Origin of the sequence: Sphaerospermopsis torques-reginae ITEP-024, assembly GCF_019598945.1 — a bacterium.
In the GTDB taxonomy this organism is placed as follows: Bacteria; Cyanobacteriota; Cyanobacteriia; order Cyanobacteriales; family Nostocaceae; genus Sphaerospermopsis.
The window spans coordinates 4,006,182-4,032,226 of sequence record NZ_CP080598.1; the positions used below are offsets into that span (position 1 = coordinate 4,006,182).

General features: G+C 41.4%; 19 protein-coding genes. 5 read left to right on the forward strand and 14 right to left on the reverse strand.

Annotated features, from left to right (window positions below):
- Window positions 1-275: 275 nt before the first annotated feature.
- The 7 genes from K2F26_RS18695 to rpsT all read right to left on the reverse strand — a co-directional run bounded on the left by K2F26_RS18695 (window position 276) and on the right by rpsT (window position 13,573).
- Complete coding sequence (locus tag K2F26_RS18695; protein WP_220608994.1) at window positions 276-821, reverse strand: GIY-YIG nuclease family protein; 546 nt, start codon at window positions 819-821, stop codon at window positions 276-278.
- A 1,034-nt stretch (window positions 822-1,855) separates the two neighbouring features.
- A complete protein-coding gene (locus tag K2F26_RS18700; RefSeq protein WP_220608995.1) occupies window positions 1,856-6,022 on the reverse strand; it encodes a DNA-directed RNA polymerase subunit beta' in 4,167 nt (1,388 codons plus the stop codon).
- Window positions 6,015-6,164, reverse strand: a complete 150-nt coding sequence (locus K2F26_RS18705) for an alpha/beta hydrolase (RefSeq protein ID WP_246605420.1) — start codon at window positions 6,162-6,164, stop codon at window positions 6,015-6,017. Before K2F26_RS18705 ends, K2F26_RS18700 begins: the two co-directional genes overlap by 8 nt.
- Window positions 6,161-8,038 carry a DNA-directed RNA polymerase subunit gamma gene (locus K2F26_RS18710; RefSeq protein ID WP_220608996.1) on the reverse strand — a complete coding sequence of 626 codons (1,878 nt, stop codon included), beginning with the start codon at window positions 8,036-8,038 and terminating at the stop codon, window positions 6,161-6,163. Before K2F26_RS18710 ends, K2F26_RS18705 begins: the two co-directional genes overlap by 4 nt.
- Window positions 8,039-8,204: 166 nt before the next feature.
- Window positions 8,205-11,573, reverse strand: a complete 3,369-nt coding sequence (gene rpoB / locus K2F26_RS18715; protein WP_220608997.1) for a DNA-directed RNA polymerase subunit beta — start codon at window positions 11,571-11,573, stop codon at window positions 8,205-8,207.
- Between the two features lie 829 nt (window positions 11,574-12,402).
- Entirely contained in the window at window positions 12,403-13,197 is a 795-nt protein-coding gene (locus tag K2F26_RS18720) for a TatD family hydrolase (RefSeq protein WP_220611946.1), read from the reverse strand.
- Between the two features lie 82 nt (window positions 13,198-13,279).
- Complete coding sequence (gene rpsT / locus K2F26_RS18725; RefSeq protein WP_096566773.1) at window positions 13,280-13,573, reverse strand: 30S ribosomal protein S20; 294 nt, start codon at window positions 13,571-13,573, stop codon at window positions 13,280-13,282.
- A gap of 841 nt (window positions 13,574-14,414) precedes the next feature.
- On the opposite strand from rpsT, the gene hisD reads away from it, so the two are divergent.
- Both hisD and K2F26_RS18735 read left to right on the forward strand, forming a co-directional pair.
- Window positions 14,415-15,716, forward strand: coding sequence for a histidinol dehydrogenase (hisD, locus tag K2F26_RS18730; protein ID WP_220608998.1), 1,302 nt, complete (start codon window positions 14,415-14,417; stop codon window positions 15,714-15,716).
- Between the two features lie 176 nt (window positions 15,717-15,892).
- Window positions 15,893-16,321 carry a universal stress protein gene (locus K2F26_RS18735; RefSeq protein WP_220608999.1) on the forward strand — a complete coding sequence of 143 codons (429 nt, stop codon included), beginning with the start codon at window positions 15,893-15,895 and terminating at the stop codon, window positions 16,319-16,321.
- Between the two features lie 303 nt (window positions 16,322-16,624).
- On the opposite strand, the gene K2F26_RS18740 is transcribed toward K2F26_RS18735, so the two are convergent.
- The 4 genes from K2F26_RS18740 to K2F26_RS18755 all read right to left on the reverse strand — a co-directional run bounded on the left by K2F26_RS18740 (window position 16,625) and on the right by K2F26_RS18755 (window position 19,291).
- A complete protein-coding gene (locus tag K2F26_RS18740) occupies window positions 16,625-17,185 on the reverse strand; it encodes a hypothetical protein (RefSeq protein WP_220609000.1) in 561 nt (186 codons plus the stop codon).
- Between the two features lie 71 nt (window positions 17,186-17,256).
- Window positions 17,257-17,709, reverse strand: a complete 453-nt coding sequence (locus K2F26_RS18745; protein ID WP_246605421.1) for a PIN domain-containing protein — start codon at window positions 17,707-17,709, stop codon at window positions 17,257-17,259.
- Entirely contained in the window at window positions 17,699-18,007 is a 309-nt protein-coding gene (locus K2F26_RS18750) for a FitA-like ribbon-helix-helix domain-containing protein (protein WP_220609001.1), read from the reverse strand. Before K2F26_RS18750 ends, K2F26_RS18745 begins: the two co-directional genes overlap by 11 nt.
- An 897-nt stretch (window positions 18,008-18,904) precedes the next feature.
- Window positions 18,905-19,291, reverse strand: a complete 387-nt coding sequence (locus K2F26_RS18755) for a hypothetical protein (protein WP_220609002.1) — start codon at window positions 19,289-19,291, stop codon at window positions 18,905-18,907.
- A gap of 431 nt (window positions 19,292-19,722) precedes the next feature.
- On the opposite strand from K2F26_RS18755, the gene hslO reads away from it, so the two are divergent.
- Both hslO and K2F26_RS18765 read left to right on the forward strand, forming a co-directional pair.
- Window positions 19,723-20,628: an Hsp33 family molecular chaperone HslO gene (hslO, locus tag K2F26_RS18760; RefSeq protein WP_220609003.1), complete on the forward strand. Its 906-nt coding sequence runs from the start codon at window positions 19,723-19,725 to the stop codon at window positions 20,626-20,628.
- A 160-nt stretch (window positions 20,629-20,788) separates the two neighbouring features.
- On the forward strand, window positions 20,789-22,891 hold the full coding sequence (locus K2F26_RS18765) for a coiled-coil domain-containing protein (protein ID WP_220609004.1): 2,103 nt from the start codon (window positions 20,789-20,791) through the stop codon (window positions 22,889-22,891).
- Window positions 22,892-23,145: 254 nt separating this feature from the next.
- Here the strand turns inward: K2F26_RS18765 and K2F26_RS18770 are convergent, their stop codons facing one another.
- From K2F26_RS18770 to crtD, 3 genes are read right to left on the reverse strand one after another with little or no spacing between them, the layout of a single operon-like run.
- Window positions 23,146-23,367, reverse strand: a complete 222-nt coding sequence (locus K2F26_RS18770) for a type II toxin-antitoxin system HicA family toxin (protein WP_194057622.1) — start codon at window positions 23,365-23,367, stop codon at window positions 23,146-23,148.
- Window positions 23,368-23,370: 3 nt separating this feature from the next.
- Complete coding sequence (locus tag K2F26_RS18775; protein WP_220609005.1) at window positions 23,371-23,610, reverse strand: type II toxin-antitoxin system HicB family antitoxin; 240 nt, start codon at window positions 23,608-23,610, stop codon at window positions 23,371-23,373.
- Window positions 23,611-23,621: 11 nt separating this feature from the next.
- A complete protein-coding gene (gene crtD, locus K2F26_RS18780; RefSeq protein ID WP_220609006.1) occupies window positions 23,622-25,136 on the reverse strand; it encodes a C-3',4' desaturase CrtD in 1,515 nt (504 codons plus the stop codon).
- A 186-nt stretch (window positions 25,137-25,322) separates the two neighbouring features.
- Here crtD and K2F26_RS18785 point away from each other — a divergent pair, with 186 nt between their 5' ends.
- The gene (locus K2F26_RS18785) at window positions 25,323-26,045 is read left to right on the forward strand and encodes a hypothetical protein (RefSeq protein WP_220609007.1); all 723 of its coding nucleotides are present in this window, start codon (window positions 25,323-25,325) and stop codon (window positions 26,043-26,045) included.

Genomic DNA, 26,045 nt, shown 5'->3' on the forward strand with positions numbered 1-26,045 from the left:
TAACAGGTTCAACTATTACTATACTTGAGTATATTGCCTACAGTGCTGCCAATATGCAAAAAACTTTTGGGCGTTATCTCACCGATGAAGTTGTTACTAATTTAATAGAAAATCCAAGGGAATAGCAGTCAGGAGTCAGGAGGAGGTTTGAAAATTTCTTTGCCCTCTCTGGAAATCTCAAAAAATGCACGCTTTTTCAGCTATACCCTTGAAAAACCTTGCACTTATTTTTGTGTTTATCACCATGTAACCTTTGATACCTCTTGGTTTTACATTTATTTTAAATCTAGTAAACCTTCTTCTTTTAATTTAGGATGAAAACGAATTTGAGTTTTTACTCCTCTTGATTCTAAAACAGCCAAAATTTCCGATTCAACTCGCCGAGCTACATTTTTGATGATTTTAATTTTGGCCAAGTCATCAATTAGTGGATTTTGATAATTAGCTTTTTCTTCATCTGTCATTAATGCCTGAGTATTAATAGGATTAGTCCATTTTTCTTGATTCTCTCCATTCCCTAAAGGAACGCTACCATTTTCAACAATCCAAGCATTTTCAATCTTTTCTAAAATCGTGCGGTTAGGGCGTTCAATTGTGTGAACTTTTAACCAATAACATTTTTCTGGTTGACGGACTAAATGCTGCTTGCAACTAAGATAAACATCACGGGAATAACCAACAAATTGTAGAATTTTATCTTTGTCAAAAATAGCATAGACTCCTATTTTACTCTGAAAATGTACTGGTAATTCTCCATTGTCATCAATGTAAGTGACATATTCTAAAGTATCTAAAGCAGGAATATCAATTTCCGTAGTCATCTTTATTAAATGTATGATTTACTAATTTAGGGTTTGCTGAAAAGGTCCTTTCGTTAGGGCTAGGAGTCAGGAGTCAGGAGTCAGGAGGAGAATTAAAGACATTTTTTCATTGCTGTCTGCCCAGAAAAGTGCAAGGTTTTTCAGACTCAAGACGCTATAACGAAAGCACCTACCGTCTTTTTTATGAGCCTCAAACCTTTGATTTATGAGGCTTTTTGGTTTATTCAGCATCCCCTAATTTACTAAAGCAGCAAGTGTGCAAACAGTCAAGCATCAGGGTAGAGGTAAAACTTCCTATTGGCTTTTATATCAGTAATTAGGGTTTGCTGTTCGCGTAGCGTGCCGTAGGCATAAAAGTCTTTCCGTTGAGGTAGGGAATAGGGAAATAGCTAAACCCAAACAAGTTTCAAATGTCACAAGTAAACCCAATCAAGCAGCTAATTTAGTCACAAAAACAGCAACAATTTCCAGCCAGTGGAATTTTGTCAGTGACACAGCTATTAACAATGATCCTGGTTTGAAGGTAACTGATCCAGAATGCAAAAAAATTAATCCACTGCAATATCTAAACAATCCCGAAACCTTCTTTCAATCATGTTCTGCTACCAATAACCCAAATGACCAAGATTATGAACCAATTGAGTATTTAAAAGTTCCCCGACTTGATTCAGGTTTAAGTGTGACAGTTAGTAATTTTTGATTTGGGGAATTTTGGTTGGCTGAAAAGCCAAAGAAAAACGCAAAATAAATAGGGGTTGCTGAAAAAGTCTTTCCGTTAGGGGTTAGGAGTTAGGAGTTAGGAGTCAGGAGTCAGGAGGAGATTTGAAAATTTCTTTTCCATCTCTCGAACTCAATAAAAGTGCAAGGTTTTTGAGGCACAAGACGCTATATCGAAAGCACCTAATTTCCTGTTAATCAGCCTCAAACCTTTGATTTGTATAGGTTTTGGGTTTATTCAGCAAGCCCTAAATAAAGAAAGGGTTTAGCATTGCTAAACCCCTACATTTGCTTTTTCCAAAAATTACCTTTCGGTTTTATTCTTCATCATAATCATCGTCTTCTTCCTCGTATTCATCCTCCTCTTCTTCTTCAACACCAGCAATCACTTCATCAGCAATCAAATCTTCGTCATCATCTAAAATCGAACCGCGTCTACCACCATAACTACCATCACCCAAACCAGGAGAATCTAAGCTATATAACTTGGCAGTGCGGTCATCCAAAACCATATCCAGTGAATCATCCACATCATCCAAAACCCCATTACCCAAATCAGTACCATAATCTTCTATGGTGCTGGGTTCTTCATAGGTGTTGTAACCAGTACCAGCAGGAATCAACCGCCCAATAATCACATTTTCCTTCAAACCCCGCAACCAGTCAGACTTACCCTCAATCGCTGCTTCTGTTAACACCCTGGTAGTTTCTTGGAACGAAGCCGCCGAAATAAAGCTATCAGTATTCAGCGAAGCTTTCGTAATCCCCAACAACACCGGGGTATACTCCGCCCTCGCCCCACCAGTAATGGACATTGCCTCATTCACCTGCTCCACCTGCCGCAATTCCACCAACTCACCCGGCAACATGGTGGTGTCTCCACCATCATCAATGCGGACTTTGTTAGTCATTTGCCGGACAATTACTTCAATGTGTTTGTCCGCAATATCAATGCCCTGGGACTGGTACACCATTTGTACCTCATTCACCAAAAAGCTTTGTACTTTTTGCAAAGCATGACTAGCACAGGCATAAATTCCATCTTCTGAACCCAAACTAAAGAAAATTTCTAAAATCTCATGGGGATTAGAAGGTCCATCAGTCAATGGTTGACCAGCTTCTACATGAGCGCCATCAGGAACAATCAAGTTTTGCCCCGGTCCGAGGGGATAGTCAGTAACTCCACCACCCGCTTCCAAAACTTTAATAGCATAAGCTTCCCTTCCTAAAGCTTCATCCCCATCCCCATAAACCACCTTCACTTCACCAGGACGACGGCACAAAATACAAGCTTCCTTGGGTTTACGAGCTTCTAACAATTCTTCAATTCTTGGCAAACCTTGGATAATATCCCCGGTTTTCGCCCTCTCAAACACCAACAACACCAAATTATCACCCCGTTGCACCAGTCCCCCATCTTCAATTTGCAACACCGCCCCAGGACTGACTCGGTAAGGACGACCAACGCGGATGGTGACGGAGTACGAGGCAGGGGAGGCAGGGGAGGCAGGGGAGGAACTTTCTCCTTTACTGTCACCGTGGCGTAGCACCTGTAACCTGTCACCTTTACTGTCACCTGCTTTGACTGAAACTACCTGACCCGACTCTGGTGCTGTCACTCCAGGAGCAATTTCCGTACCCTCTACTAACAAATCGCCTTTTTTCACCTTTGGCGCTGTCGTAGTTTCCACCGTGATCATGTCAGTTTCTCGCAGCACTAAACAACGACGCACTGCTTCTGTATCTCTCCTGACACCGCGAACAGTTCCCCCTTCTTTACACAAAATCTGTGTTCGTGCTACCACCGCCCCCGGTGCAATGGTCATACCATCTTCCACTTCTAAAGTGGTGTGGGTACTACCTTGGGTAGCATCAGCCGCAATATCTCGCCGAATCACCAAAGATTCCAAAATTACCAACTGCAATCTTTGAATCTCAGCATTTTCACTATCTGCTACCAATTCAATGTCCGCCGCCAAAGGCGAAGCATGATCCTGTTCTCCCTCTTGTTCAATTTCCAATACCAACTGAGTCCGCAACAGTTCCACCCCTTCCACAGACTTCACCCGTTCCCCATCTTTATAAGGTAAACGCTGTACCGCCCGCAGTTGAATGGATCTACCTGTTTGTTGACTTACAGATGTTGTAGAAGGTACATCAGGATGAGCCGGAACATCAAACTCTACCACCGGACGACTCAACAACGCTGGTCCTTCAGGCGATTCCACATACTGAATATATCTCAGTTCTGTGGCCACTGTTCCCATAAACTCCTCACCCGGCTGCAAAAAGGTATTATCCCTACCAATCACCGCTTCTGGATCATCCACCATCAACAGTTCACCAGGTTTAATCACCACTTCCCGCAGAATGTCGTTTTTCTGAGTAACTTCTATCACGCCGCTGGTTTGACAAAAAATGTCTTTCACCACTTCTGTTCCAGCTTCCACAAACTGCCCATCCTCCACCAACAACAAAGAAATATCCTTGTTTACCTCATGGCTTTCTTCTGGTATCCATAACAGCGTTCCCCCTGTCACCACTTCATAACCTAACTTGGCCTTACCCTTCTTCTGAACTTCAATGCCCGCAAACTTCAAAAACCCACCAGTAGTAGTCCGATAACGGTCATCAATTAATTCTGCCACCACCTGACCATTTTGTACCTTTGTTCCGGGAGTGGCACGGAGGTTAAAAGTCTGAGACTTGCCACTGGGTAACTCTCCACTGTTCCCTGTTCCCTGTTCCCTGTTCCCTTCCCCGGTATGGATAAGGTAATTATTCTTGCCTTGGGAACTGTGAACCGTTACCGTTGCTTGATCCAATACCACAGAAGCGGTAATAATTTCAATTTCCCGCGTCGCCTTCCCTGGTATGGCTTCTGGCAACCGCACTACCCCACCATGTACAGTAGTTAACTTAGTTTCTGCTAAAACTCCAGTAGAAGCGTTCGGCTCTGCCGTGCCGGAGGCGATCGCATCTCCATTTTTCACCACCAATTCTGCACCAGGAGGTAAATTATACACTTCCCCAGACAAAATCCAAATCAAACCACCTCTAGCCGCAGTAGTAGTAGTATTGCCTTGACGATCGGTTTTTTGTTCTGCTACCACATCCGCAAACTGCACCTCACCCGCCAAATCAGTCGCCACATCTTTAACAGCTTTTTCCGTATTTGCCCTAGCAGTCCTACCGCCCAAAGCCACCTCAGCAATTAATTGGGCAACCTTTACCTGTTGTCCAGGATTAATATATAAAGTCGAACCTTGAGTAATAGAAATTTCTTGACTTTCCCCATCACCCTTAGCTTCTAAAACCATAGTGCCATTGGTTTCCGCATAAAGCGCGTCTTCCCCATGACGAGTCCGATAGGGACGGGTTTTTAACTTGCGGGAAAACTTCACCGTACCTTCAACCTTCGCCCGCACCTGTTGGGCAACTTCCCCAGTAAATACCCCCCCAGTGTGGAAAGTCCGCATGGTTAACTGAGTACCTGGTTCACCAATACTTTGAGCAGCGATAATACCCACCGCTTCCCCCAAGTCTACCATCTTGGCGTGTGCCAAACTCCAACCATAACAATGTTGACACACAGAACGAGCAGCTTCACAAGTGAGAGGCGATCGCACCATAACTTCCTTCACCCCGGCTTTTTGAATCTCCGCTGCCAAGTCATCAGAAATCGGAGTATTCCGGGGTGCGAGCATTTCCCCTGTAGTCGGATGCACCACATCCTGCGCCACTACCCGCCCCATTAATCTTGTGCCAATGGGAATCAACACCTTAGCCCCTTCCGTCATATCCCGCAAAGGAATACCCCTGGTAGTGCCACAGTCAAACTCTCGAATAATCACATCCTGAGAAACATCCACCAACCGCCGGGTGAGATATCCAGAGTCCGCAGTTCTTAATGCCGTATCAACTAATCCCTTTCTCGCCCCGTAACTAGAAATAATATATTCTGTAACAGTTAATCCTTCCCGGAAATTGGTTTTAATGGGTAAATCAATAATTTCCCCTTGGGGATCAGCCATCAAACCCCGCATCCCCACCAACTGCCGCACCTGAGAAATATTCCCCCGCGCTCCCGAAAAAGCCATCATATATACCGAGTTAAGGGGATTGGTTTTTTTGAAGTATGTCACTACCTCATCCTTCAAACTTTCAGAAGTTCCATTCCAGGTATCAATTACCTTTTGGAAACGTTCAACTTCCGTAATTTCCCCTCGTTTAAACCGTTCCTCTGTGCTGAGAATTTCCGCTTCTGCTGCTTCCAGGAGGGATTTTTTAGAAGGGGGAACCATCAAGTCATCAACGCTAATGGATACTCCGGCTCTAGTGGCATATTTAAAACCCAGGTCTTTGAGTTTATCTGCCATTACAGCAGTCCGCGCTGTCCCGTAATGGGTAAATGACCACGCAATTAAGTTTCTCAGTTGACCCTTGTTAACGACAAGGTTACGGAAAATCATTTTTTCAGTCATAGTCAGTAATAATTGATAATTGATAATTGACAATGGATAATTGATAATTGACAATGGATAATTGATAATTGACAATGGGTAATTGATAATCGGTAAAGGTGACAGGTGACAGTTCCCAATCACCAATCACCTCAATTGTCAATTGTCTAACGCTTCCTGAATCGCTTTGTTATAAATCACCCTGCCTGGGGTGGTATAGATATACTGAGAAATCAAATTTCCTTGGGCATCTTCACGGACACGACGGAACTTATACAATACAGTCCGACTACCATCTTCATGTGTCGTTACCTCTAACGGTTCATTGTCAGGTTGTCCAGTTTGCATTTCTCCATCAAACCGCACGTAAATATAAGAATGCAAGTCTACCTGATCCTGCTGATATGCCATAATCACATCATCCAGAGACGCAAAGAAATTATCTTTACCTTTGGTAGCACCGGGATTTTCTGCTGTCAGATAATATGCTCCTAACACCATATCTTGGCTAGGGGTAACAATAGGTTTACCAGTTGCAGGGGAAAGAATGTTATTAGAAGCCAACATTAATAACCGTGCTTCTGCTTGACTTTCCAAGGACAAAGGCACGTGAACCGCCATTTGGTCGCCGTCAAAGTCTGCGTTAAAAGCCGGACATACCAAGGGATGCAGTTGAATGGCTCTACCTTCTACTAAAATTGGTTCAAAAGCTTGAATCCCTAACCTATGCAGTGTGGGCGCTCGGTTTAACATTACCGGATGCCCCTCAATCACCTCTTCCAACACATCCCACACACTGGGGTCATTACGAGAAATCAGCTTTTTCGCCGCCTTGATGTTGTTCACCATTCCCGAACGAATTAACCGATTAATCACAAACGGCTGGAACAATTCAATGGCCATCTCCCTGGGTAGTCCACACTGGTGAATTTGCAACTTGGGACCCACCACAATTACCGATCGCCCCGAATAGTCCACCCGTTTACCCAACAAGTTTTGCCGGAAACGTCCCTGTTTACCTTCAATAATGTCTGAAAGGGACTTCAGCGGACGGTTATTTGCCCCCACTACAGTCCGTCCCCGGCGACCATTATCAATCAACGCATCCACCGCTTCCTGCAACATCCGTTTCTCGTTACGGACAATAATCTCCGGTGCAAGAATTTCCTGTAACCTGGCCAAGCGATTATTCCGATTAATCACCCGCCGGTATAAATCATTTAAATCACTGGTAGCAAATCTACCCCCATCCAACTGCACCATTGGGCGCAAATCCGGCGGAATCACGGGAATCGCTGACATCACCATCCATTCTGGTTTAGAACCTGTAGCAATAAAATTATCAATTACCCGCAACCGTTTAATTAACTTCGCTCGTTTCTGCCCCTTCGCTCCCTCAATTTCTTCTCGCAGTTTTTCCGCTTCCTGCTCCAAATTAATATCAGCCAACAATCGCAGCAGCGCCTCCGCTCCAATACCTACCTCAACCCCCACCAGTTGGGAATCTTCACTATAAATCGCATCCTCAATTTCCAGCCACTGGTCTTCAGTCAACAATTGTTTATAAGTGAGAGTATCCGCATTACCCGGAGCTAACACCACATAAGAATTGAAATAAACAATTTGCTCCACATCCCGCAGGGGCATATCCAGCAAAATCGCAATATAACTAGGAATCCCCTTCAAATACCACACATGGGCAACAGGAGCAGCCAGTTTAATAAAACCCATTCTGTGCCGCCGCACCCGTGACTCTGTTACCTCCACTCCACAGCGTTCACAAACAATTCCTCTGTGACGCACTCTTTTATACTTACCACAATGACATTCCCAATCCTTCGCCGGTCCAAAAATCCGTTCACAAAATAAACCATCCATTTCCGGTTTCAAAGTCCGGTAATTGATAGTTTCCGGTTTTGTCACCTCACCCACCACCTGACCATTAGGTAAAGTCCTCTCACCCCAAATACGGATACGTTCTGGTGAAGCTATGCCGATTTTTACGTAGTCAAATTGATTAGATTGAATTGATCTCATAATTAATTGATAATTGATAATTGATAATTGATAATTAACAACTGATAAATTTCAATTGTTAATTATCCAATTCATAACCAACAATTGACGAGTTTCAATTGATAATTGATAATTGGTAATTGATATTTAAAAAAAATGTCAATTGTCAATTGTCAATTGTCAATTGTTATTCGTCTTCTTCCAAGGACTCACGGGAAAGTGACTCATAAGTAGGACGGGGAGGAGTCCGGCGAGAACCTTGATCCGCCATCAAATCAACTTCCACATCCAAAGAACTACCATCCGCTTGGGTTTCTACCTTATGCACCGCAATATCTAAACCCAAAGATTGCAATTCTCGCATTAACACTTTGAAAGATTCAGGAGTACCCGGACGAGGAATCGCTTTACCCTTGACAATGGCGTTCAATGCCTCATTTCTACCTTGCATATCGTCAGATTTCACTGTTAACAATTCCTGCAAAGTATAAGCAGCACCAAAAGCCTCCAGCGCCCACACTTCCATTTCTCCAAATCTTTGCCCACCTTGTTGCGCTTTTCCACCCAAAGGCTGTTGAGTAACGAGAGAATAAGGACCAGTGGACCGGGCGTGAATCTTATCATCCACCAAATGCACCAATTTCAGCATATAGGCCACACCCACCGTTACCGGACGGTCAAAAGGTTCGCCAGTACGCCCGTCATAAACCATGATTTTACCAGGGTCATCAGGGTTATATACCCAATTTTTCCCCGTTTCATCCCTAGCTTCTTGCAATTTGCCGTGGACAATCCGGCGGGAAGATTCTTCCCCATACATTTCATCAAAAGGAGTAATCTTAAACCGCACTCCCAAGTTTTGACCAGCCCAACCTAACAAACATTCAAACACCTGTCCCACATTCATCCGGCTAGGAACACCCAAAGGATTCAGCACAATATCCACCGGTGAACCATCAGGCAGGTAAGGCATATCTTCCGCTGGCAGAATCCGAGAAATAATCCCTTTATTTCCGTGTCTCCCTGCCATTTTGTCCCCAACTTGGATTTTGCGTTTTTGTGCCACATACACCCGCACCACCATATTCGCCCCTGGTGGTAGTTCATCACCTTGTTCTCTGGTGAATAAACGCACATCTACCACCCGTCCCTTTTCTCCATTGGGAACACGCAGGGAATTATCCCGCACATCACGGGCTTTTTCACCAAATATCGCCCGCAGTAGTTTTTCTTCTGGTGGTTGGTCAGACTCACCTTTGGGGGTAACTTTTCCCACTAGAATATCACCAGACTCTACCCAAGCCCCAATTCTAATAATTCCCTGTTCATCTAATTGCCTGAGAGCATCTTCCCCCACGTTGGGAATTTCTCTGGTAATTTCCTCTGGTCCAAGTTTGGTTTGTCTGGCCTCAATTTCATATTTTTCAATGTGAATAGAGGTGTAAACATCATCCTGCACCAACCGTTCGGAAATCAAAATCGCGTCTTCGTAGTTATAGCCCTCCCAAGGCATATAAGCGACGATGATGTTTTGTCCCAGCGCCAGTTCTCCCCCTTCAGTAGAAGACCCATCTGCCAACACTTGACCAGCTACCACCTTTTCCCCAATGCGAACTAGAGGTTTTTGGTTTAAACAGGTGTCTTGGTTAGAACGTTGATATTTAGACAAGACATATTTAATTTCTTGGGGTTTAGAAACTGGTAAAGAAGAAGTTTCTTCACTGTCACCGTGGCGTAGCACCTGTGACCTGTCACCTGTTCTCTCTCGGACTCTAACACGAATTTCGTTAGCATCTGCATACACCACATCGCCATCGGTACGAGAAACAATCACCATCCCTGAGTCTCTAGCAGCCTGAGCTTCCAGACCTGTTCCCACCAAAGGACGCTCTGGTTTCAGTAAAGGTACTGCTTGCCGTTGCATATTAGAACCCATCAACGCCCGGTTCGCGTCGTCGTGTTCCAAGAAGGGAATCATGCTAGTAGCTACGGAAACAATCTGAACTGGGGAAACGGCTACGTAGTCTACTTGTTCCGGTGTGGTGGTGGAAAATTCTTGGCGATAGCGTACTGGTACTTGGGGTCCAATGATGTGGCCATTTTCATCAACGGGAATGTCTCCTGGTGCTACCCGCAGATCGTCTTCTTCGTCTGCTGTCATGTAGACAGCGGCTTTTTCATAGCACACTCGTCCGTTTTCGACAGGTCTAAATGGTGTTTCTAAGAATCCATATTGGTTAACACGGGCATGGGTAGCTAATGAACCAATTAATCCTGCGTTTGGTCCTTCTGGGGTTTCGATGGGGCAGATACGTCCGTAGTGGCTGGGGTGAATATCCCGGACTGCAAAACCGGCTCTTTCTCTGGTTAAACCACCAGGACCTAAGGCACTGAGTCGGCGTTTATGGGTCAGTTCTGCTAGGGGGTTGGTTTGATCCATGAACTGACTTAGTTGGCTAGAACCAAAAAATTCTTTGATTGCCGCTACTAAGGGTTTGGGGTTAACTAGGGATGCTGGTGTTAAAACTTCGGCATCGGATACTGTCATCCGTTCCCGAATGATGCGCTCTAAACGGTTCAACCCTACTCTGACTTGGTTTTGCAGGAGTTCGCCTACGCTTCTAACTCGGCGATTTCCGAGGTGATCAATGTCGTCAATGCTACCGATATCATATTCTAGGTTGATCAGGTAATCGACGGCGGCTAGGATATCCCCAGGGGTAAGTACGCGCAAGGTGTCGGGGACGGAAAGGCGCAGTTTTTTGTTGAGTTTATATCTACCTACTCGCCCTAAGTCGTAGCGTTTGGGGTCGAAGAAGCGGGAGTCTAAGAGTTGTTGTCCTCCTAAGACTGTGGGTGGTTCACCGGGACGCAGTTTGCGGTACAACTCCATCAGGGCTTCTTCTTCGGAAAACTGCCCTTCTTTTTCTATGGTTTTTTGGAAGTATTCTGGGTGGCGTAGGGCATCAAAGATTTCGTTGTCTGATAATCCTAATGCTTTGAGCAGTACCTGTGCCGATAGTTTGCGGGTTTTGTCGATGCGTACCCACACTAAATCGTTACGGTCTGTTTCAAATTTCAGCCATGCCCCCCGGTTGGGGATTAAACTGGCAGAATAAGTCCTTCTCCCGTTTTTGTCGATTTCTGATTTGTAATAAACTCCTGGCGATCGCACGATTTGGTTAACTATGACTCGCTCGGCTCCGTTAATAATAAACGTTCCCCGATCTGTCATTAAGGGCAAATCACCTATAAATACTTCTTGTTCTTTAATATCGCCTGTTTCTTTGTTTAACAGTCTGGTAGGCACATACATCTGTACTGCGTAGGTGCTGTCCCGCCGTTTGGATTCTTCAACGCTATACTTAGGCTCTTTGAGTTTATAGTTCTGTCCGATAAAGTGCAGTTCTAGTTTTCCTGTGTAGTCTGTAATCGGACTAAAGGAGTTCAACTCTTCTATTAGCCCTTCTTCTAAAAACCAGCGAAAGCTTGAACGCTGGATTTCAATCAAGTCTGGCAACAGAAAGGCTGGTTCCATGTATGTTTCGTTTGTCATGCCTCTACCTTTGTCAACCTGGTTAAACTTTCGCTTGGACTGGCAGGGAAACCCTGCTGTGGTGTTCCGACTCTCACTTTGTAGGGATCAAGTTGTTGGGGAACTTCTCCTGACGCTACCAACTCTTTACTGATGTGGGCTTTTTGCAGTCATTAAATCTGTAATTGGTGTTTTTTACAATTGGTTAAGCGCATCCGATGATCAGTAAGAATGGCTAAAAATCTGTGTGCTAACTCTTGAAACAAGATTAGATGGTCTATATCTTGCTGTTTTTTTTTGGTTTTTCTCTCTCCAGTCCTCCCACACAGCCTGTTCATTAATTGCACATCCATACTGTTGTATCTTTTAGGGACCTCATCTATACTCACAGTAAGAACCCAAAAATAATGAAGAATCCGCGAGTGTTGGCTGGGAATCAGGATGGATTTCTTTTGCTGTTTTTTTGTCACAAGGCTTTTAAGTCTAAAGAATTTAATAATTTTCTATATTTCAATACACAAAAATCCGCTGCTGTGTACAATTCCATATCCAACTTGGCTTCCAGGGTTTGTTATTTATTGAGAGCATCTGCTTGTGGAGATATTTTTAGATGTCCTTGAATTTTGTGTTGATCAACATTCACCAGTATCTAATTAACTAGATAGATTTTATACCTAGTATTTAACAGTAATTTTCAGCAGCTAGTTAAAAATTCCCTTCCTTTATCATTATGACGCAAGTAAAATGTTTTGGAGGGAATAATATTAGCACAGTTTTGTCCTCCGAAAGTCTGAATTTTGGTTTTTTATCAGTTTTCAGTTTTTCTGAATTTTGGACACTGAACTCATGGCTAATTGTGTGTTAATGAAAGTCCGAATAACCTACAAGCATTTGTAGTGGTTTGATGGGCGATCGCCTCTACTGTTTCTCCCCTAATTTTGGCTATTTGTTCGGCTACATAACCTACATAAGCAGGTTCGTTGCGTTTTTCGCCTCTTTTGGGTGTGGGTGCTAGAAATGGACAGTCTGTTTCTATGAGTAGGCGATCGCTACTCACCATGGCCGCTGATGCTTGGATGGTTTTCGCGCTTTTAAAGGTGACAGTGCCACTGAAACTGATGTAAAAGCCTAAGTCCAGAAACCATTGAGTTTCTTCTGGTGTTCCTCCCCAACAGTGCATTACTCCCCGTACTTTTTCTCCTTGTTTTTCCCGCCATTTTTGCAATATTTCTCTGACCTGGGGTGCGGCATCCCGACAATGGATGATCACTGGTAGGTTCAGTTCGGCGGCGATCGCTAACTGTGCCTCAAATACCTTGTACTGTTGTTCCTGGTTATTGGCCTTATAAAAATCCAGCCCCATTTCCCCAATCGCCACTACTTTAGGATCAGAACTGGCTAGAGTTTTGATTTTCTCTGCTGTCTCCTCCTGCCATTTATGTGCATCTAAAGGATGTAAACCTACTGCAAAGCTGATTTCGGGAAATTCCTGTGCCAATGCTTGAATGCTGGCAAACTCTTCTGGGTGAACACAGGAATGGACTAAACGCACTACTCCGGCTTGTTGCCAACGCGATCGCACTGCTGCTAAATCTGGTTGAAAAAGGTCAAAGTTCAAATGTACGTGGGTGTCTATTAATTGCATGATGGAGTCAGGAGTCATTGATGGGGTTTGGTTAAGTCATTAATCTTTTAGCTCATGACTAATGACTAATGACTAATGACTTCTATGCTGTTTGTGTCAGTGGTTTGAGTTTTTGCGCTAACCTTGATTTTTTCCTAGCTCCGTTGTTGGGATGCAGCACACCACGCTTGACAGCTTTGTCAATTTTGCTGTAAGCCTCTGACATTCGAGTATCTACTACCTGTTTTGATTCAGGAGTAGGATTAGCTGCATAGGCTTCCACCGCAGCCAGGTATTTCTTCATCAGCGTTTTTACTGCTGATTTATATGCTTTGTTACGCAGTCGGTTGCGTTCTGCGATTTGGGCGCGTTTAAGTGCTGATTTTGTATTCGCCACAGTCAGTTCCAAAAAAACTATTAATTAATATGTACACACACTACTAGATTTACTAACATAGCACAAAATTTGCCAATGTTATAATTTCACAGAAAAATTTTCCGGTGGGATATTAGGGCAGGAGTCAGGAGTCCGTTTTTGTCAGGGTGATTTATACCCGCTACCAAAATTTTTGTCCTTCAAAAGCATTAGCGTAGCGGGACGAAGTTCGATTTAATAGCCGATGGTTTAGATAAATGAGATGGTAGCGTAAGTTGCCAGTTATGGTTTTAAAGGATAGAAAATGGGAATTACCAGAAGATAAGGAAATATAGATATGAAAATACTAGATATTTCGCTGTAAATTGATTGTTTATCCTGACTCCTGAACTCCTGTACGGGCGAAGTAGGGGCGAAGTAGGGGCGAAGCATTCGGAAAATAGCCTGTTCAGAAAATTGATAATTGGTTGCCCGAATGCTTCGCCCTTACAGGAAAATAGCCTGTTCAGAAAATTGATAATTGGTCGCCCGAATGCTTCGCCCCTACGACTCCTGACTCCTGCCTCCGAGTAGGAAAACAATAGACCTGGATTTATATTCAGGAAATAGGTTAGAATAAGATACCTATAAAATAAACCAAATTGCTAACGCAGCTACTCCCAGCATCTAACCTGCTTTTTAGTGAGTATAAAATCATTAAATTCTTAATATGCAAGTAAAATATCTATAGCAATCCTGGGAGTAGTAAAAAAATGCAGGTTAAGCTAGAGAAGAGAATTAGGAAAAGCTTGATATCCTACGGGTAAAAAGCCAGACTAATGATCAAACGAGAAAATTTTAATTTTGGCATTGTCCTTACTCCATGCTGCGAATTATTACTCAGCAGGCAGACGTTATATCCGAACTACAACGTATCTGCGATCGCACCCAGGATGAACAGGTGCTTCACAAAGAAGCAACGGTACGTGAAGTGTTGCAAGCAGTCAAGCGCCAAGGCGACAAAGCTGTACTGCACTACACAGCCGAATTTGACCATCAAACCTTGCAACCAGAAGAACTGAGGGTGACAGGTTCAGAACTGGATGCAGCTTACCAACAGGTATCAAAGGATTTGTTGGCAGCTATTAACCTGGCTTGTCGCCAAATTGAAGCGTTTCACCGTCAGCGAGTACCAAAAAGCTGGGTACACTTTGGCGATGATGAAGTGGTACTGGGTAAACGCTATACTCCTGTAGATCGGGCAGGTTTATACGTCCCTGGAGGTCGAGCTTCCTACCCCAGTACGGTGCTAATGAATGCGATACCAGCGAAGGTGGCAGGTGTACCACGGATAGTGATGGTAACACCACCAGGAGCAGGTAAAACAATCAATCCAGCCGTCTTGGTGGCTGCCCAAGAAGCTGGAGTCGAAGAAATTTATCGGATTGGTGGCGCTCAGGCGATCGCTGCTTTAGCCTACGGTACGGAAACAATTCCTAAAGTGAATGTCATTAGCGGACCAGGTAACATTTATGTCACCTTGGCCAAAAAGCTAGTTTACGGCACTGTGGGCATTGATTCCTTAGCAGGACCGAGCGAAGTGCTAATTATTGCCGACGAAACAGCCAATCCTGCCCATGTTGCTGCGGATATGTTAGCTCAGGCAGAACATGATCCAATGGCGGCGGCGATTTTGTTAACCACAGATGCGGGTTTAGCGAAAAAAGTCCAGGCAGCAGTAGATAGACAACTGGTAGATCATCCGAGAAGAATAGACACAGAAAAAGCGATCGCTCATTATGGGTTAATTGTTGTTGTCGAATCTTTAGAAGCAGCGGCAGAATTTTCCAATGAATTTGCACCTGAACACCTAGAATTGGAAGTTGAAGATCCTTGGACTTTAATTTCTCACATTCGTCATGCCGGGGCTATTTTCCTGGGTAATTCCACACCAGAAGCTGTAGGTGACTATTTAGCAGGTCCAAACCATACCTTACCTACTTCCGGTGCTGCTCGTTATGCTTCTGCCTTGGGTGTAGAAACTTTTCTTAAACACTCTAGTATTATCCAATACTCACCAACCGCACTGGGGAAAGTCGCTGGTGCAATTGATACTTTAGCGAAAGCGGAAGGTTTGCCTTCTCATGCTGATTCAGTACGAAGGCGAGTACAGGAAGAAGAGTAATTGAGAACGCTTATTTTTTTACTGAGTGCGGTTGACAGCAGCTACTCCATAATTAAAAATAGAAAGTTTGTAATTTTAGCAAACTAAAGTTCACATTAAGAAAATTGTTGGTATTGAAACCAAGAAAATTCTTAATGTGATAATTTAAGGGGTCTACTTTTGAGTAGACAAAAGCGGTGTTAAAAACTATTTTAGTAGCTCTGGATGGTTCGGAAATTGCGGAACGAGTAATTGAAACTTTAGGTGATTTGGTGCTGTCTGCAAACACCAAAGTTGTTCTTTGTCATGTATTTCCCGCACCAGAGGCAGAAATAGAATTACCCGCTGATCGTCCTCATCCAGACTCACCAAAGTTGTCTTATTTCCAGATAGAAAAGCAGTTGCAATCCTACCAGGAAAAATTACCAGTTCAAAGCGAGTTAGAATTAGTAACTGGTGAACCTGCGGAGGAAATTATTAGACTGGCCAATATTTACAAAGCTGATCTGGTGGTTATTGGTAGTCGGGGGTTAACGGGGATGAATAAAATTGTTCAGGGTTCGGTTAGCACTCAGGTAATGGAAGAAGCTCATTGTTCGGTGTTGGTGGTGAAACCGGGGAAGTAATTTGTAATTTGTAATTTGTAATTCATCTTAACTTAAAATCCATAACCCGACTGGGAATGAATTCCCAGTCTCATAGCAGAAGTCATCTGAAGATGATTAAAAATACCCATAAATCTACAGTTTAGGGAACATCCCAAATGTGTAAATTTATTTTGATCTAACGGTAAAAATGATCCAATGTCCTGATATGATTGAACCGCAAAGGACGCAAAGGACACAAAGGTAAGAGAGTTTTAGAGAGTTTTTGGTGTTGCTGCGGTTATTTTTTCAAAATTGGGATGCTCCTGGGTTTGGGGATGTATGTTATATCATTCTCAAATACTCTCTAAACACAGGAGATAATTGAAACAAAACTTTCTCCTGTACAATGGTTTTCAGTAAATATCTTTGTTTTAATGATTGTAAACCGTTAATCAATTCCATTGACGATAAATTTGATGATAGGTTTAAACCCTCTCTGACATCTTCCCTAGATACAGGTTGATGAGATTTACTTAACTCTAATACTATTTGCTGTTCTATGGGTGATAATCTGTTAAATATTTGATGGAATGAAATTTGCATATTTTTAGTAATAACTAAGTTATTTTCACCTAAAAACTCAGTCACGTAACCTGCAAAAACATCTTTTATTAAAACAGCAATATCTTTTAAATAAAGTGGATTACCTTCATATAAATTAATTAACTTAAACCAGTTATCCTCATCGTGTAAACTTTGGTTTTTAAAAACTTCCATATTCTTTAAACCAGATAATTCTAAATGTTTCATGGGAGATAATTCTGCATCTAAATATTCCATTTCTGGGCATTTTTCACGACTGATTAAAATTAAACTACTTTCGACGTATTTTAGTGAGATCATGCCATGATTAATTTTTCAAGTGCGTAAGTCCTAAATATTTACAACTATCTAATAATAACTTTTAGAAACAATTATGATAAATACTTATTCACAAATTCTGGAGGAGTTAAACATTCAAACTCTTTTGTTTCTTGCACTAAACAACGAATTAGTTTATAATTTGCGGAAACAAAACACTGAGTTTCACCCTTACTAGCAGTTAAATAAACTCCTATATCTTCACGAGGAATTAACCCTAACTCTTCTATTTTTAACCATTCCTCAGAAGTAAAATTGACATAAATAAGTTGTAATTGCTGCCAAATCCGAGCAATAATTTGACTACCCCAATCTTTACCATATAAACGTTTAGATACTCGTAAAATTTGCTCTAATAATTCTTCGGAAATGATAATTCCTACAGATGAAGGTTCTAAAAAACCTACTGATTCTAATATTTTTCTTTCATAACTATTCTGATTAGCAACACCAATAATATAAATATTAGTATCTAAAAATAGACGTTGAGGGATATCATGAATCATGGTGATGCTGTGCTTTTAATAAATGTTCTTGAGCTATTTCTCTTTTGACATCTTGAATTAAATCAATAATTTGCTCAGAAGAATTATATCCTGAATTATCTAAGGAATTTTTTACCTGTGCTGCTAATATTTCTAGGGGAATTAGTGTTTGTTGCTGAAAATTTTCTGGTTGATTTTTGGTAACAGCTTGTGTTAAAATTATTGCTAACTCAGTTTCTAAACTATGTCCATTTTTTGCGGCTTGATATCTCAAATTTTCAACTATTTTGGGTTCTAAATTATCTAAGATTATTTTCATATTTAATACATAGCTTGGGATTAATTTATATTATATAGCAATCCGATTTGAATTTTGAGAAAATACGCAGGGTATATATGTTTTATCGCGTAAAATATGATTCATTGCCTAACGATTATAAATCGAGGAACCACACAAGCAAAACCCGCCTGCGCGGGTTATTTGATCAAGTCCACTCCCGTGGACTTTGGTTGTGTAGTAGCGAATTATATTCGCCCAATTGCTCAAGAATGATTTAGGATTGCTATATACCATAGCATTTCCTAGTGTCATGAAGTGGAAAATTATCTGCGTTTATCTGCGTTCATCTGCGTTAAATTAGGGTTGACTGAATAAACTCTAATATTTCCTATGTCTTCTCCCTCAAGCGGCTTACATACCATAAAATATTTTATTTGTCAATACCAAAAACTATAACCAGCAAACAACAGCATCAAAAATACTCAATTCTCTTGTCAGGAAATCTTGATAATTTGCTCAGATTTTTTGCAGATGTTCAGTTTTACGAGTTCTGAAATACTTACTGGGTAAAGGTTTGAAATTCCCTGCTGTAAACGCCTTCTTAAAAATAGGCACAATAAGGCAAATTACAAATTCTCCTAAATCATAGCAGAAGCCTGAAAATATTGCAATACCGTTAGTAAATAAAAATAATTCTCAATTAATTATTAAGAAAATATAAAGGAGGAAATTTTGAAAGTTATAAAATACTAAACTATTGGAAGTTTTGGATAATTTAAAATTATATAAAAGCCAAGAAAGAGCGATCGCCTATATATAGATATGTATTGTGAATAAATTTATCAAAAATAAATTATCTGCTTTTAATTGTAATTTCTAACAGAGGGAGTCAGATAAATGACTCACCCTTTGCAACTTTGCGCCTTTGCGTGAGAATTACCCCTTTTTACCCCGCAAAAACTCCCGCAAACTCAGTAAAGATACAGTATGACCCAAATTCAAAGGTAAAATTGACACACCTTCCAAACGAGACTGTACCCAACCTTCCCCCCAGTACCACTCATGAAAACCATCAATACCCCCACTGAGTAACAAGCGCAAACAATTATTTTTGGCTACATCTACATGATGATGAATTTTCACAGGTCCGGTGGAAGTAGTAAAATCAAAACCCGAAGTTAACTTTTCCGGCATTCCCGAAGAAAAACTTTGTCCTGATAGCCATTTTTCCAATTGTGCAGGAATTAATATACTATCGTGAATAGCATCAGCGGATGCTTCAATTTCAATTCGCAGTTGGCTTTGTTGAAAAGTACCTAGCATGGTGATTGGTAATTGGTAATTGGTGATTGGTAATTGGTAATTGGTGATTGGTGATTGGTGATTGGGTTATTAACTTCCCCCTGCTCCCTGCTCCCTGCTCCCCTGCTTATTCACTGTCCCCAGTCCCCAGTCCCTAGTCCCTCACAGGGGTAGGTTTTTAATATTATCTGTTAAGGCAGGACAAGGAAGACAAGGAGGGAACGTAGACAAGGAAGATTTTATACAAAAAATGGTCTGTTGAGCGTCCCTCATTGTTACCAATTGTACATTATTTGTACGGATTTACTCCCTTGTCCACTGTCCTTCCTTGTCCTCCAAGTCTTGCCCTCACGACAATGTAAAATACCTACCCTTGTGAGGTCCCTAGTCCCCAGTCCCCAGAAAACTTACAATATATAAAGTCATCTTGTTAAGAATTGTAAGGGTTTTTCATGGCAGATAAATTAATACGGGCTACAGCAGCGAATGGAGGGATTAAAGCAGTGGGAGTGATTACCACACGCTTAACAGAGGAGGCAAGAATACGCCATAAGCTTTCCTATGTGGCTACAGCAGCACTGGGAAGAACAATGTCCGCTGGTTTGTTGATGGCTTCTAGTATGAAGCGTCCAGGCTCTAGGGTCAATGTCCGGGTCAGGGGTGATGGTCCTTTGGGTGGTATATTGGTAGATGCCGGGTTAGATGGGACAGTCAGGGGCTATGTAGGAAATCCATCTGTAGAATTGCCTCCCAATGCTAAAGGTAAGTTAGATGTAGGAGGTGCTGTAGGTAGTGGTTATCTATATGTAGTTCGAGATATCGGCTATGGCTATCCTTACTCTAGTACAGTAGAACTGGTTTCGGGAGAAATTGGTGATGATGTGGCTCATTACCTGGTAAATTCAGAACAGACTCCTTCAGCTTTGGTTGTGGGTGTGTTTGTAGGAGCAGAAGGAGTGACTGCGGCAGGAGGGATATTGATTCAAGTTTTGCCTAAAGCTGCTAGAGATGAAGCTTTAGTGACAACCCTGGAATCACGAGTATCTGCTTTATCAGGGTTTACACCGTTGATGCAAGCTGGGAAGACGTTAACAGAGATTTTTCATGATTTACTGGGAGATATGGGACTGAATATTTTTCCAGAAAGTCAGATGTTGCGTTTCCATTGTGGTTGCTCCTTTGATCGGGTGTTGGGAGCTTTGAAGATACTAGGAACAGCAGAACTGCAAGATATGATTCTCAAAGATGATGGCGCAGAAGCTACTTGTGATTTTTGTGGCAATGTTTATCAAGCAAATAGTGATAATCTAGCACAATTAATAGTTGATTTACAAAGGGAAACTTCTGTTTCAGAATAAGTGTGAAATACTACTAAAGCCCAAACATATAAATGGTATTTGTGGAGGAAGATAAAAAATGAAAAAAATAGCTTTTTAATGATGAGAAAGAAAGTTACTATGGCAAAAATGGAATAATCAGTTTCATCAAAACTGCTATTCAATTACTTTGGTGTGAGAGATGACAGATCGGGATATTTCAGACAGTTGGTCTCCAACCAGAGCCAGAAAACCAGATCCCAATACAAGATTATCCCGAACTCCAGAAGTCGGGACAACTCAATCATCTGGTGTCCCTCCTACTGGTTCTAACTTTAAATCAGTGACGCAGCAACAAGATAACAATTCAGAAGGATTACCTGTAAATAACTATTCAGAGGAATCTTTTGATACTGGGAAAAAATGGGGAAAATTGCCAAGCTGGATGAAAAGCTGGGTGATGTGGTCAATTTTATTAACATTGATTCCTAGCAGTATCGGGTTTATATCAATGTCGATGCTGTTAAAATTGCCGTCAGCGCCAAATTGCCCAAAAATCTTTTGGCCTTTAGCTAGTGCTTCTGTACGTTTACATTGCGCTTCCTTAGCAGCTTCTAAGCAGAATGTGAACGACTTACTGCAAGCGATCGCACTGGTAAGAGAATTACCAGAAAATCACCCACTCAGGGGACAGATTAATGGTTTGTTAGAGGAGTGGTCAAGGGATATTTTAAAGCTGGCTGAGGAAAGTTTCCAATCTGGGAATTTAGAAGAAGCGATCGCCACTGCCAGGCAAGTTCCTGAAGACTTAGAAGCTCGTAATATTGTAGAAGAGCAAATTACTAAATGGCAGTCTACTTGGTCCAAGGCAGAAGAAATCTATGACGAAACATTAAAAGAACTCGGAGAAAGACGCTGGCAGTCAGCTTTTATGCTGTCATCTAAATTGCTCCGCATCAACAATCAATATTGGTCAATGACCAAGTACGATGAACTAAACCGGATTATTGTTACAGCGCGGGAAGACGGTGATAAGCTCGATAAAGCTGAAGGTCTGGCAAAAAGTAGCTCAGTAGATAAGGTTTTACAAGCTATTAAGTTAGCTGAATCAATCAAGTCGGATAGCTACCTGTATCAAAAAGCTCAGGAATTAATTCCTGAATTTGGGCGCAAAATGCTGAAATTAGCACAATCCAGCATGGATAGGCGAGATGCTGATACAGCATTAGAAATTGCTAGAAAAATTCCGCCTATTGCTGAATTACAATCAGAAATTGATGATTTTATTGTTTTAGGTGAAGCCCAAAGAAGTGCGTGGACAGGTACGGTTGCTGGTTTAGAGAGCGCCATTTCCCAAGCTCAACAAATTGATGCTTCTAGGGAAGTGTATATTAAAGCACAAGAATTAATTGCTCGTTGGCAACTAGAAATTGAAGATGTTTCTCGTTTAGAAAAAGCGCGAACCCTAGCTAGTCAAGGTACAATCAACGATTTAACGGCAGCAATATCCGAAGTTCAACAGATTCCCGGTAGCAATCCCCGCGCTTCAGAAGCAAGACAGGAAATAAATCGCTGGCAGTCCCAAGTAGAAACTATTGAAGACAGACCTTATTTAGACCGTGCTGAACAAATAGCTTTGTTAGAAGATATTAACTCCTTGCAAACTGCGATCGCAGAAGCTAGTCAAATTCGCTCTGGTCGTGCATTATATCCAGAAGCACGGAAAAAAATCAGTAATTGGACGGCGAAAATTCAGCGTATTCAAGACCAACCTTATTTAGATCAAGCACGAATTATTGCTGACAGTGGTGATTTAAATAGTGCTATTAGGGAAGCTCAAAAAATCGCTTCATCAGGAAGGGCGCTGGCTAGTGAAGCACAAGCAGCAGTCGATACTTGGCAAGAACAAATTAGGGCGAGAGAAAACTGGAAAAAAGCTAGAGAAGTTGCTATTGCTGGCACACCAGAAGCTTTAGCTGAGGCCATCCGCATAGCTGATCGAGTTTCCAACCGTAACATTTTACGCATGGATGTCAACGTTGCTATTGATCAATGGAGTCAGCAAATATTACAAATGGCACGTTCTCAAAGCGAGTTTGATATTCCTAGAAGTATTGAAACTGCAAGATTAATTCCTCGTGGTAGTTCTGCTTACAGAGATGCTCAACTACAAATTAGAACTTGGAGACAATTCCTAATTCCTCGGACATCACCTACAACATTACCTACATCATCGCTGGAGTCATTACCCACACCATCACCGGAAATAGAATCATCTCCATCATCAACTGGTAATGGGTTGTAATGGGTTGTAATGGGTTGTAATGGGTTGTAATGGGTTGTAATGGGTTGTAATGGGTAATTGATGATGATAAAATTTTCATGATTACCCTTGGGGACTGTATCAAATTAGTCCCTTTTTTGTTTACTCGTTTCCTGGTGTAGTTGCCAAAATTTTTGATGATTTAACCGCAAAGTACGCAAAGTACACAAAGTAAGAAATAATTTAAGTTATTTTAAATTATTTGGTGCAACCTCACACATCAATAGTATCAGAAACTAAACATCAAGAAAAATATCAACATCAACTTGAGCTTGTTTGAGGATATTTCTGAGAGTTCCTTCCTTAATCTCTCGATGATGAGGAATGGTTGTTTTTTGATTGGTTGCTGGGTTAAACCAGATTTCGTGATCTCCTTTTGCTGAACGATAAAATTGAAAACCCAATTTTCCTAATTTCTGAGTAACTTCTCGATAAGAAAAACCTGCTAATCTCCCCATCTATTATACCTCAATAATTAGGGGATATTCAAATTGAGATGGCAAATCTTGAAGTTGAAAAATTTGATTATTTTCTTTTTCCAACTCTAATAATACTTTGGCTACATCTTCAGCAATTTCTATTGCTTCTTTTGCTGTTTTTCCTTCTGCAACTAAGCCCTGTAAATCATCACTGGTGGCGACAAAATATTCCTGACCACCTTCAATAAATTTTTCTACTTTTAGTCTAATTATTGTTTGCATTTACTTCACCATTAATTTTGAGCTTGAATTTGCCTAACTACTGTTAAAGCAGAATAACTTACCCCTGCTGTACCTTCCCCTGGATGGGTTGAGTCACCCACTAACCACAAATTATTAATAGGTGTGCGGTTAGCAAAACCAAAGGGTCCAAATGTCGGTATTCTTTGTCCAATTCCCCCGACAATTCCCTTTTCTCTCCCTGTATAATGGGCAAAGGTTTTAGGTGTGGCAGCTTCTACATAAATGATGGTTTCTGGTTTTAAATAGAAATATTGGGAAAGTTTAGAAATTGCATCTTGGGTAAATTTTTCTTTTAATTCTTGATAGTTTTCTGTATGCCACCACTGGGTAAAATCAACAAATGATGAAGCGATAATTGTCGCTTTTCCTGTTGGTGCGCGGCCATCTCCTTCATGACTAACAGAGACAAACAAGGAGTTATTTTCCCCAATTGGTCCATTAATATCATACATGAATTGGAGATGGGGCGGACAATCATAAGGAATTGCACTTTTATCAACACCGATATAAACCACAAATGCACCAGAAGCTGGGGGTAATTTTTCTACTCTGTGTTTATATCCTGATGGTGCTTTTTCTCCTAATAATCTTACTAAGTCTTGTACAGTGACGTTAGCAATTACATGATCTGCTTTTTCTGTCCAAACTTCTCCGGTTTTTTGATTTCTAATTACTACACCGTTAGCTTGACCATTTTCTACATTAATTTTTTCTACGGTGTGACGCATTAATAATTTACCACCGTCTCTTTCTAAGGATTCTACAAGGCGATCGCTCAATACTTGCATACTTCCCTGTAAATGATATAATCCTTGGGGAGATTGGGATACACTCAATGCTGTTGCTGCATAAAGTAAAGCTGTTTCTTCTGCACTGACTTGGGAATATAATTTCAGTTGTAAATCTAAAAATGTCCGCAGTCTTTGATCATTACCTAAACCATATAATCTTAAAGCATCTCCCACAGTCATAAAAGTGAAAGGTGCAGTAATTAATGTATTCGGACGTAATGCTTTTGTTAACTGGAAAAGATCCCATAAATTACGCGGAGGTAACACCGGATCACGTCCTTGAAATTCCCAACTAGCTTTAAATAAAGTTGCTAATAATTGCCAGAATGGTTCACTTCCAGGAAACTGTTTTTGTCTTTCTTCCTGCCATTTTTGGGGATCTCGCCAAACATTAATAGGTGTATTTTCTCCGGGTAAAAACACCGCACAAGCAGGATCGCAAGGCGTAGCTGCTGGTAATTCTATCTTCAATTCTGAGAAAATACGATGATGTATTCCCCCAGGTTCTAACCCTGCAACTTGAGTTGCACCCACATCAAAGGTAAAACCCTGACGTTTAAAGGTGGAAGCACAACCACCGGGAACTAAAGCTTGATCGAGGGTTAAAACGCTATAACCTCTGTGCGCTAATAATGCTGCGGTGGTTAGTCCACCGATACCAGCACCGACGACGATCACACGGGTTTGGTTTTTGTTGAGGGATAAGCTAGGCATGAATACCTGTTTTACAATTCTTAATATTACTACTCATAATTTTACATAATTTTCAATTCAGTCTGGTGATGTGGAATATATTTCTGTCACCTGTCACCTGTCACCTGTCACCTGTCACCTATCACCTATCACCTATGACTTTGTGATACAGTATTTCTGTTTTAATAAAAATAGGCAAAATTAAACATGAGTAAAAATTTTGAAATTCAAGAATTAGCGATCGCTATCACTGCTAAAAATTTGAATCACACAGTGATTACCCCTGACTTTTTGAAATATACTGGTATAGTTCCCGCAGATTGGGAATTAGCGAGAGAGCCTGTTTTTAACAATTTTGTAGTGCAGATTTTTTACAAAACTGGTGTAGGAATAGTTGCCCAGCCTAATAGTATAACCGTAGTAGAGGCTACAGGTACAAAACCAGCAGCAGAAATTCAAGTTGCTAAAATTACTCATCAGTTATTAGAAAAACTCTCGCAAGTTGAGTATGAACGAGTAGGAATTAACCCCAGAGGCTTTGTGATTTTTAACTCCGATGCAGAAGCCTATCAATACATTCATGGTAAACTTTTAGCACCTGGTTCATGGCAAGAATTTGAAAGTGCAAAAGTGAATGCGTCCTTGCAGTTAAGTTATCCTTTAAAAAGAGGAATACTGAATTTAAGTATTAACCAAGCAAATGTGCAGTTTCCTGATAAAGTAGCAGCGGCAATTTTGTTTTCTGGTAACTTCAACTATTCCTTATTAGGAAATACTCCGGCTGAGAAATTACAAGATTTGCAAACAATAATTCAAAATTGGCAAGATTCAGTTAAGACATTTCAAAAACTGTTGTCAGATAAATTTTTCCCAAGTTCTGCGGCAGCACCAAACAACATTTCTGTTTTTCCAACAACGGCGAAAAGCTGA